An 8,983-nucleotide genomic window follows, 5' to 3' on the forward strand; every position below is an offset into this window, starting at 1 on the left:
CCTCCGTCGCCCAACTCCGGCGCCCCCTCCCCGATCGGCCCCGACGGACGGCGCCGGCCTCCCCGGCAGCTCGACCGGTTCTCCGGGCTCGTAGGAGAGAGTTCCCGCACAAGGGCTCCGTACCCGACGAACTCTGGAGAAGGCTCGTGAACGGCCTGCAGTACGAACCGTCGGCGGCCACGCTGGTCATCAACCTCGCCGACCCGTGGGCCGAGCGGCTGCCGCACGTCGCCGGTGTCGGTTCGCCGAGTCGGCCCCCGGCAGCGGACCACCGTCCCGACGAGTCCCTGCTGCTCCGGGCCCGGCTGCTCGACGGGAGCCGCCGTCAGGGCTTGCGCCGCCTCGGCGCCGCACGGGGCCGGATGCCAGGACGGCGGAGACACGGTGGCGCACCGTGTCCCCGCCGTCGGCTGGAGTGGGGCATCAGGGGCTCGAACCCTGAACCTACGGATTAAAAGTCCGCAGCTCTGCCAATTGAGCTAATGCCCCGCGGCTCTCCGTACCGGGCTGGTCCCGGGTGGGGAGGGCCACCGCGATCCTACCCGGTGGGCCCCAGGGCTCCGCCAGTGGATTGGGTGGGCGCGCCGGGAGCGGGGAGCGCGGCTCGGGCCGGACCGTAGTGGGCGGCGCGGACCCGACGGAGCCAGGCCTCGGCGGGGCGCGGGTCCGGGGCCTCGGGCAGGACGCCGGGGCCGGCGAGGCGCTCGGCGGCGTCGGCGAGCAGTTGTTCGGCGGTCGCGGGGCGGTCGGCGATGCGTTCGCCCAGTTCGCGGACGCGCTCCGGATCGGGCAACCGGATCAGGTTCCGGCCGGTGCGGTGCAGCCGGACGGCCTGCTCGACCAGCCGGACCAGGTGCCGGGCGTGCTTGGCGGCCCGGCGGCGGGTGGCCGGGTCGGTGGTGTCGCGGGTGAGCAGCTTGCGGAACTGCTGGTCCGCGTAACCGAGATAGGCCTTGCGGACGGCCGGTGCGCTGAGGAAGCTCGAGCGGATCCCGACCAGTTCGCGACCGAGCGGGGTGAGGGTCTCGTACAGGTCCTCCGGCAGCCAGACCAGTTCGGAGGCGGTCGGGTTGCAGGACAGCGCCAGCCGGCACCACTTGGCGGCCTCGTGCAGGGTCACGTCCGGTTCGGTCGTGACGTGCGACTCGGCCGGGCGGTGCAGGCCGTGCAACTCCTCGGTGGGAACGGCGAACAGGCCCAGCCGGTCGAGGTCGGAGCCGGCGTGGGCGAGGCCGTACGCGGTGGAGCCGACGATGCCGGAGAGCAGCACGGTGCCGGGCGAGGTGAGCATCGTTGGACTCCTTTCGAACGCCCTGCCGGAGAGCGCATCCTCTCCCGAGCGGGCCGCGCCGGGCGAGCGATTTCCGGACCGGGGACCGCCCGGCCGTCGATACTGGCCCCCATGCAGCACGATCCCCGTCCGGAAACCGTCGGCATCGAGAAGTTGCGGGCCTGGTGGTCCCACCGGCAGTGGCTGGACCGCCAGCACCCCGGGGCGTCCGCCGCCGAGGTGCTGGCCGCCACCGGCTGGGCCCGCTCGGTCGGCGGCGCGGCCCCGTACCTGGGCCTGTTCGCCCGGGCCGGGCTCGGCCGGGCCGCGGTGGACGCGGCGGTGGCGGGGTTGCAGGTGCACGAGCTGCCGTCCGCCCGCGGCTGCACCTACCTGCTGCCCGCCGCCGACTTCGCGCTCGGCCTGGCCGTCGGCGCGGCCGCCCCGGAGGGTGAACTGGCCGCCGCGGCCAAGCACCTGGGGGTCAGCCGGGACGAGGTGGAGCAGCTCTGCCTCGCCATCGAGCGGGTGCTGTCCGACGGCGGCCCGCTGGACCCGACCACGATCCGGGAGGCGGTCGGCGACGCCGCCCGGCCGCTCGGCGAGGCGGGCCGCAAGCGCGGCCTGGCGACCACCCTGCCGCTCGCCCTCGGGCTGATGCAGTCGCGCGGCCGGATCCGCCGGGTGCCGGTCAACGGCCGCCTGGACCAACAGCGTTACGGCTACATCGGCTGGGACCAGCCGGTCGCGGGCAGCGCCGTCGACCTCGCCCGCCGCTACCTCTCCTGGGCGGGGCCGGCCACCCTCGGGCACTTCCGCTGGTTCTCCGGCTTCACCGCGGCCACCGCCCGCCGGGCCGTCGCCGAGGCCGGGGCGGTCCCGCTGGAGCCCGGTTCCGAACTGCTGCTGCTACCCGAACTCGCCGAGGAGTTCGCCGAGTTCGAGGCACCCACCGAGCCGCACTACACCCTGCTGGCCGGCATCGACGGCATCCACCTGCTGCACCGCGACCTGTCCCGGCTGCTCGACCCGGCCGACGCCGCCCGCCCACTGCCCGCCGGCCGGACCGGGCGCACCTTCGGCGGCGAGGCCGACCCGCAGACCCACCTGGTGCTGGACCGCGGCCGGATCGTCGGCCTGTGGGAGTACGACACCGAGCGGGCCGAGATCGTGCACCTGTCCTTCGTCCCGCCGGACGACGCGTTGCGCGAGGCGGTGGCCCGCACCGAGGCGTTCGTCCGGGACGAGCTCGGCGACGCCCGCGGCTTCAGCCTCGACTCGCCGAGGAGCCGCGCCCCGAGGATCGCCGCGCTGCGGGCGGCCGCAGCAGCCGGGACGGCCGGGTAGCGTACCGACCATGTCGACCACCACCACCGACGAGGTCCTGATCGTCACCGGCGCCGGCCGCGGCATCGGCGCCGCCACCGCGCTGCTGGCCGCCCGCCGCGGCTACCGGGTCTGCGTCAACTACCGTACCGACGACGCCTCGGCCACCGCCGTCGTGGACGCCGTCCGGGCCGCGGGCGGCACCGCGATCGCCGTCCGGGCCGACGTCAGCCGCAGCGCCGACGTGGAACGGCTGTTCGCCACCGTGGACGCCGAACTCGGGCCGCTCACCGGACTGGTGAACAACGCGGGCACGCTGGAGCGGCAGTGCCGGCTGGAGGAGATCGACGAGGACCGGCTGAACCGGATCTGGGCCGCCAACATCACCGGCCCGTTCCTGTGCGCGGCCCAGGCCGTCCGCCGGATGTCCACCCGGCACGGCGGGCGCGGCGGCGCGATCGTCAACGTCGGCTCCGCCGCCTCCCGGATCGGCTCGCCGAACGAGTACGTCGACTACGCGGCCGCCAAGGGCGCGGTGGACTCGATGACCCGCGGGCTGGCGCTGGAGGTCGCCGCCGAGGGCATCCGGGTCAACTGCGTCCGCCCCGGCCTGATCCACACCGGCATCCACGCGCTCGGCGGCGAGCCGGGCCGGGTCGACCGGGTCGCGCCGGCCCTGCCGATGCTGCGCGGCGGGCAGCCGGAGGAGGTCGCCGAGGCGATCCTGTTCCTGCTCTCCCCGGCCGCCTCGTACACCACGGGGGCGTTCCTGGAGGTCTCCGGCGGGCGCTGAGCGCCCTGTTCGGCGCCCGCCCGACGCCGAACAGCCCCCTCCGGTTTCCTTCCCCCGGTCCGTCCGCACCCGTACGGTGGACGCCATGACCGATGCCTTCATCGACATCCCTGGTGTGCGCAACTTCCGTGACGCGGGCGGGATCGGCGCGCTGCGCCGGGGCGTGCTGTACCGCTCCGGCTCCCTCCACACGCTCACCGAGGAGGGCGCCCGGAAGCTCAAGGACCTCGGCCTGCGGACGGTGGTCGACCTGCGCAGCCCGTTCGAGCTGGAGACCTGGCCGGACCAGCGGCACGGCCTCGACTACGAGTCCCTCAACCTGCCGACCCTGCCCGCCAACCGCGGCGACGTCGACCGGCCCTGGCCCGAGGACCAGGCCGCGCTCTACACCTTCATGCCGGAGACCGCCGGCCCCTCGCTCACCGCGATCATCCGCCGGCTGGCCGCCCCCGAGGCGGTGCCGGTGATCGTGCACTGCGCGGTCGGCAAGGACCGCACCGGCCTCACCATCGCCGTCCTCCAGGCCCTGCTGGGCGCCTCGGACGCCGACGTCACCGCCGACTTCCTGCTCTCCAACCCCGGCCTCGGCCTGGACAAGGGCCCGACCCCGTACGTCGACGAGACCGGCAGCGAGCGCCTCTCCCGCCCGGTCGGCGCCGAACTCATCGCCTCCTCCCTCGCCTGGATCCGCATCCACCACGGCACCGTCCCCGCCTACCTCCACGCCCACGGCCTCACCGACGCCGACCTCCACGCCCTCCGGGCCAACCTCTCGGCCTGAGGAAGCGGGCGCTCGGGCTACCCCTGCCGCTCGAAGCGCCACCACTGGGTGGGCGAGTCGACGTCCTCCCACTGCTGGACGCCCGCCTCCCGGGCCTGCGGGGCGGTCAGCGGCTTGCCGCTGATGAAGCTGGTGACGGTGTACGTCCCCGGGGCGTCGACGTGGGCCTCCAGCAGCCACTCCTGGGCGCCGAAGGCGTTGGCGGACCACTGCTGGATCGGGACGCCGTCCTCCGGGGAGGCACCGGTGACGTCGAGGCGCTTGCCGCTGCCGGCGTTCTCGATGTGGAAGAGCGCACCGCCGGGGTGGACGGCGGAGAGCTGCCAGAGCTGGGCGTCGGAGCCGTCGTCCGCGCCCAGGCGGATCCGGGCGCCGCTGCGCCGGGAGGCCTCGGCGACCTCCAGCAGCAGGCCGCTGCCGACGTTGCGGATCCGGTAGCGGCCGTCGGTGATCGCACTGTCAGTCATGCCCGGAGTCTCCCACCGGGCGCCGACAGACGGCCTCGTAGCCGAAGACCGCGGCCAGCACCGCGACCACGGCGCCGACCTGGGCCAGTGCCGACACCCCGGTGCCCAGCCGAACGGTCCCCGCGACCAGGGCGGCGCCGATCAGCCGGGGCAGCTGGGGCCCCAGCCCGAAGAAGCGCCGGATCGCGGTGTTCACCACCAGGTACAGCGTGATGCCGCCGGCCAGCGCGACGGCCTGCGGCTGGGTGATCGCGGCGGCGGGGTGGGCGGTCGCCGACTTCACCCCGGCGGCGAACAGCAGCACGCCCAGCAGCAGCCCGAGGTGGCCGAGGTAGTAGACGGACACCGCCGCCCGGTTGCGCTCGGCGGAGGACAGCGCGGCCATGTGGTGCTCGGCGCGGGCGTCGTCGTCGTGCCCGAAGTACGCCCACCAGAGCCCGACGCAGACGCTCAGGCTGAGCAGCGCGACGGCGATCAGCGCGGGCCCGAGCTCGCCGGCTCCCGCCCCCACCCCGATGGCGATCACCGACTCGCCGAACGCGATGATCACGATCAGCCCGTGCCGCTCCACGAAGTGGTCCGCGCGCAGCCGGAACTCGGGCAGCCGGGCGGCCCGCTGGGTGACGTACTGCATCGCGAAACCCACGGCCCAGAAGGCGAGTTGGACGGTGCCGGTGAGGTAGCCGCCGGCCACCACCAGGGCGCCGATGGCCAGGTTGGAGGCACCCATCCCGAGCACCGCGGCGGGTGTCACCCCGGCGGCGGCGAACATCCCGGTGTGCAGGGCGACCACCACCAGGTACGCCCAGCCGAAGGCGGCGCCGCTGCCCTCGAAGGCGTGCGGCACGGACAGCGAGATCACCAGGAAGCCGCCCATCGCCAGCATCAGCAGCCCGCGCCGCCCGTGGGTGCGCGGCGGCATCGCGTTCGTCAGCCAGATGAAGGCGTCGTACATCCACCAGATCACCCCCAGCATCACCAGCACCTGGGCGAAACCGCCCGGCGTGAGGTGGTGGACCAGACTGCCGGTGAGCTGGGTGATGGTGAAGACGAACACGAGGTCCAGGAAGAGTTCGAGCGGCGCCACCCTGAGGGCGGGCTCGGGTATCTCGTCCGTATCAGGGGCGACAGGAGAAACAGGGGACTCGGTCACCGCGCGAGTATCCGTCACCAGGCCGACGTGCAGGGGCGTTTCCGGTGGACCGGCCGCGCCGCCTATGCTGCGGCGAATGTCCAACGAGCAGAACGCCGATAACATCCCGTCGCCGCGTCAGCAGCCCACCCTCCTGGAGGCGGTGGCCGAACTGGAGGCGGTGGTCGCGGCCGGCGACGACGAGCGCTTCGGCCCGGCCCTGGGCCTGGTCGGCGGGCTGTTCGGCCCGTCCGGGCCGGCCGAGCGGCAGGCCGCCGGGCCCCGGCTGGCCCCGCTGCTGCCGGACGCCCCGCCGTTCCCGCGGGCCCACCTGGCGATGGTCGTGGGCGCCTGCGTGGAGTCCGGCGCCGACCCGGTGGCCTGCGCCGGTCCGGTGCTGGCCGGCCTGCGCGGGGCGCTGACCGGGGCGCAGCGGCTGGTCGAACACTGGGCGCGGACCGGCGGCGGCCCGCTGCCGGATCAGGAGGCGGACGATCCGGCCGAGGCGCACGCCCGGATCGAGGGCCCGGAGCAGCTCGACGCGTGGAACGCCCACCTGGCCGTGGTCGGCTGGTGGACGCTGCACCTGTGGCAGCAGGCCGCCTGGGCGGTGTACGCGCACGCGTCGGTCCGGGCCGAGGCCCGCGCCTCGGGCGTCACCGAGGTGCTGCTGGAGCTGTTCGACCGGTACGAGGGCGAGCAGCACGACTTCAAGGGCCTGACCCACCTGGCGCTGATGCTCGACGACGAGCCGCTGCTGGTGCTCGACCGCCCCACCGGCACCGGCTACCTGCTGCGGATGAGCGGCCTGAGCGACACCTTCCAGCTGCACACCCTGCTCGCCGACGTGCTGATCGGCGGCGGCCACCTGCCCGGCACCCCGCAGGACCCGGAGGTGGTGGCGCTGGCCCGGACGGAGTTCCTGGACGGCCGCCGGCTGATCGCCACCGGCGCCTTCAACCTGGTGGCGCCGGACGGCTCCTGGCTCTGGAACGAGGGCACGCCCAGCGACATCCCGGTGGTGGACGGCGTGCGCACCCTGGTGCTGGAGCAACTGCCGTACGAGCGCAGCTGGTCGGCCGGTCGCTTCATCCAGGAGGTGCCGGGGGACCTGCGGCTGGAGCGGGTGCTGGACCCGGCGGAGGCGGCGCGGCTGCTGGCCCGGACGGTGCCGGGGATGTCCACGGTGTCGGCCTTCGGCTGACCGGGCGGCCCGACCGCAGGCCCCCGGGGGCCGTCCTGTTCGCCGGGTTATGGTCGGAAGCCGACGCACAGCCCCTACGAGCCCCACGAGTGGAGTCGACGATGGCGAAGGTCCCGAACGCGCTCGCGGCCGCCGCGCCCGCCGCGCTGACCGCGGCGAGCGGTCTGGTCGGCGGTTACGGCGTGGCCCGCTGGAGCGGCCGGCGCGAACTGGGCGGCGCGGTACTGGCGGTGGCCGGGGCCGGGGCGGCCGCGCAGTGGCGCCGGAGCTCGGGCACGGCCGCCGCGGCGGCGCTGACCGGCCTCTACGTGGCGGCCTTCGGCGGCTCGCACCCGCTGGCGAAGCGGATCGGCGCCTGGCCGTCCGTGTTCGCCGTCACCGGGGTGGTCGCGGCGGCCTCCACGGCCGCGACCGTGCTGGCCGCCCGCAAGCGCTGACCGGCAACGGTTCAGCGGACCGCCGCGCCGAACCGCGCCTCGAAGGCGGCCCGGTTCGCCGAGACCGGTGAGCGGTCCCAGACCGCGAACACCACCTGCTCGAACGCGCCCCCGTACCGGGCCAGCGCGCCCTCGAAGGCCTCGGCGACCTGGGCCGGGTCGTTGCGGAACACCCCGCAGCCCCAGGCGCCGAGCACCAGGGCGCGGACCTCGTGCCGGGCCGCCGCCGCGAGCACCCGGACGGCCCGCTCGGCGAGCACCCGCCGGACGTCCTCACCGGCCGAACGCCGTTCCAGCTGACCGGCGTTGGGCGCGGGCGAGGTCAGGAAGGTGACCGGGTACGGCCGGGCCGTCAGGTCGCCCCGGCCGTTCCGGATCACCGGCACCGCGGGCGAGACGATCACCCGGTGGCTGTACCGCAGGTCCGTCGAGGCCCGGTGCGCCTCGTAGTAGTCCGGCGCCTCCACCAGACAGCTGTACAGCAGCGCGCTGCGGCACAGGTCCTCCTCCTGGGCGCGGGCGCCGCGCAGGTAGCCGCCGCCGGGGTTGCGCGCGGAGGCGAAGTTCAGCACCCCGACCGGCCCGGCCCCGGCCGCGACCAGCCGCCGGGCGGCGTCCATGCTGCCCTCTGCCGTCACCTCGATCCGCCCGCCGGCCGGACCGGGCCCGCGCTCCCCCGCCGCCAGCAGCGCGTCCAGGTCCGCCGGCGCGTAGGACACCGTGCCGGCCCTGGCCGCCGCCAACTGCTCCCCCACCTGCACGAGCTCGCCCCCGGCCGTCCGGTAGCTCCCCCGCTCGGCGATCTCCTCGTTCACCCGTGCCACTTCATGCAGTCTGCTGCTCATGTCCGTGACGCTACGGGACTACCGGCACCGCGCGCCACAGGTTATTCTCACTCCCAGAACAACACCTCGGGGGGCGAGCAGCAGCGAGGTGTTCGGGGGGGGGTCGGGGGGACACGGGGGAAAATCGGGGGAACACGAAGGGCCCGCTCCGGGGACGGAGCGGGCCCTTCGTGTGTGTTTCGGTCCTGCGCTTCGGTCGTGGCCTCAGCCGTGCGGCTCAGCCCGGCCGGTGGTCGCCCACCGGCCGTACGACGTCAGTTCTTCCAGCGCGGCTTGCGGTCGTCGCGGTTGAAGCCGCCGCCGTTGAAGCCGCCGCGGTCGCGGTCGAAGCCGCCGCGGTCCCGGTTGAAGCCACCGCGGTCGGCCTGCGGACGGCCGCCGGAGCGGTGGTCGTCACGGCGCGAGAACGGGCGGCTGTTGCTGCCGCCGCGCTCGTCGCGGTCCCGGCCGAAGGACGGGCGGTCGCCGAAGGAGCGGGCCGGACGGTCACCGAAGGAGCGGCCGCCGCGGTCGTCGCGGTCGCGGTTGAAGCCACCGCGGTCGCCGCGGTCGTCACGGTTGAAGCCGCCCGAGCGACGGTCGTCGCGGTCCCGGCCGGCACCGAAGCCACCACGGTCGCGGTTGAAGCCGCCACGGTCGCCGCGGTCGTCACGGTTGAAGCCGCCCGAGCGACGGTCGTCGCGGTCCCGGCCGGCACCGAAGCCACCACGGTCGCGGTTGAAGCCGCC

At 75.0% G+C, this 8,983-nt stretch carries 9 protein-coding genes, 1 tRNA gene and 1 pseudogene; 5 read left to right on the plus strand and 6 right to left on the minus strand.

Going from position 1 to position 8,983, the window contains the following annotated elements; genetic code table 11:
• Positions 1 to 416: 416 nt before the first annotated feature.
• Both ACWCYO_RS14740 and ACWCYO_RS14745 read right to left on the minus strand, forming a co-directional pair.
• Positions 417 to 489: transfer RNA gene (locus tag ACWCYO_RS14740), tRNA-Lys, on the minus strand.
• Between the two features lie 49 nt (positions 490 to 538).
• The gene (locus ACWCYO_RS14745) at positions 539 to 1,291 is read right to left on the minus strand and encodes a nucleotidyltransferase domain-containing protein (RefSeq protein ID WP_270145245.1); all 753 of its coding nucleotides are present in this window, start codon (positions 1,289 to 1,291) and stop codon (positions 539 to 541) included.
• 111 nt (positions 1,292 to 1,402) lie between these two features.
• On the opposite strand from ACWCYO_RS14745, the gene ACWCYO_RS14750 reads away from it, so the two are divergent.
• The 3 genes from ACWCYO_RS14750 to ACWCYO_RS14760 all read left to right on the plus strand — a co-directional run bounded on the left by ACWCYO_RS14750 (position 1,403) and on the right by ACWCYO_RS14760 (position 4,170).
• Positions 1,403 to 2,617, plus strand: coding sequence for a DNA glycosylase AlkZ-like family protein (locus ACWCYO_RS14750; protein WP_270145247.1), 1,215 nt, complete (start codon positions 1,403 to 1,405; stop codon positions 2,615 to 2,617).
• Positions 2,618 to 2,627: 10 nt separating this feature from the next.
• Positions 2,628 to 3,389, plus strand: a complete 762-nt coding sequence (locus ACWCYO_RS14755; protein WP_449784460.1) for an SDR family oxidoreductase — start codon at positions 2,628 to 2,630, stop codon at positions 3,387 to 3,389.
• Positions 3,390 to 3,474: 85 nt separating this feature from the next.
• Positions 3,475 to 4,170 (plus strand): tyrosine-protein phosphatase, encoded by a 696-nt coding sequence (locus ACWCYO_RS14760; protein WP_449784461.1) that lies wholly within the window; start codon positions 3,475 to 3,477, stop codon positions 4,168 to 4,170.
• A gap of 17 nt (positions 4,171 to 4,187) precedes the next feature.
• Here the strand turns inward: ACWCYO_RS14760 and ACWCYO_RS14765 are convergent, their stop codons facing one another.
• Entirely contained in the window at positions 4,188 to 4,637 is a 450-nt protein-coding gene (locus ACWCYO_RS14765; protein WP_270145253.1) for an RICIN domain-containing protein, read from the minus strand.
• Positions 4,630 to 5,724, minus strand: a complete 1,095-nt coding sequence (locus ACWCYO_RS14770) for a low temperature requirement protein A (protein WP_449784462.1) — start codon at positions 5,722 to 5,724, stop codon at positions 4,630 to 4,632. Before ACWCYO_RS14770 ends, ACWCYO_RS14765 begins: the two co-directional genes overlap by 8 nt.
• 142 nt (positions 5,725 to 5,866) lie before the next feature.
• Between ACWCYO_RS14770 and ACWCYO_RS14775 the strand changes: the two genes are divergently transcribed.
• On the plus strand, positions 5,867 to 6,973 hold the full coding sequence (locus ACWCYO_RS14775; protein ID WP_449784463.1) for a hypothetical protein: 1,107 nt from the start codon (positions 5,867 to 5,869) through the stop codon (positions 6,971 to 6,973).
• A gap of 101 nt (positions 6,974 to 7,074) precedes the next feature.
• Positions 7,075 to 7,410 carry a hypothetical protein gene (locus ACWCYO_RS14780; RefSeq protein ID WP_270145258.1) on the plus strand — a complete coding sequence of 112 codons (336 nt, stop codon included), beginning with the start codon at positions 7,075 to 7,077 and terminating at the stop codon, positions 7,408 to 7,410.
• A gap of 11 nt (positions 7,411 to 7,421) precedes the next feature.
• Here ACWCYO_RS14780 and ACWCYO_RS14785 read toward each other — a convergent pair whose 3' ends face one another.
• A complete protein-coding gene (locus tag ACWCYO_RS14785) occupies positions 7,422 to 8,255 on the minus strand; it encodes a TIGR02452 family protein (RefSeq protein ID WP_270145260.1) in 834 nt (277 codons plus the stop codon).
• 254 nt (positions 8,256 to 8,509) lie between these two features.
• A pseudogene (locus tag ACWCYO_RS14790) lies at positions 8,510 to 8,983 on the minus strand (DEAD/DEAH box helicase); the annotation flags it as partial.

It is taken from the genome of Kitasatospora sp. NPDC001683, from assembly GCF_053596495.1.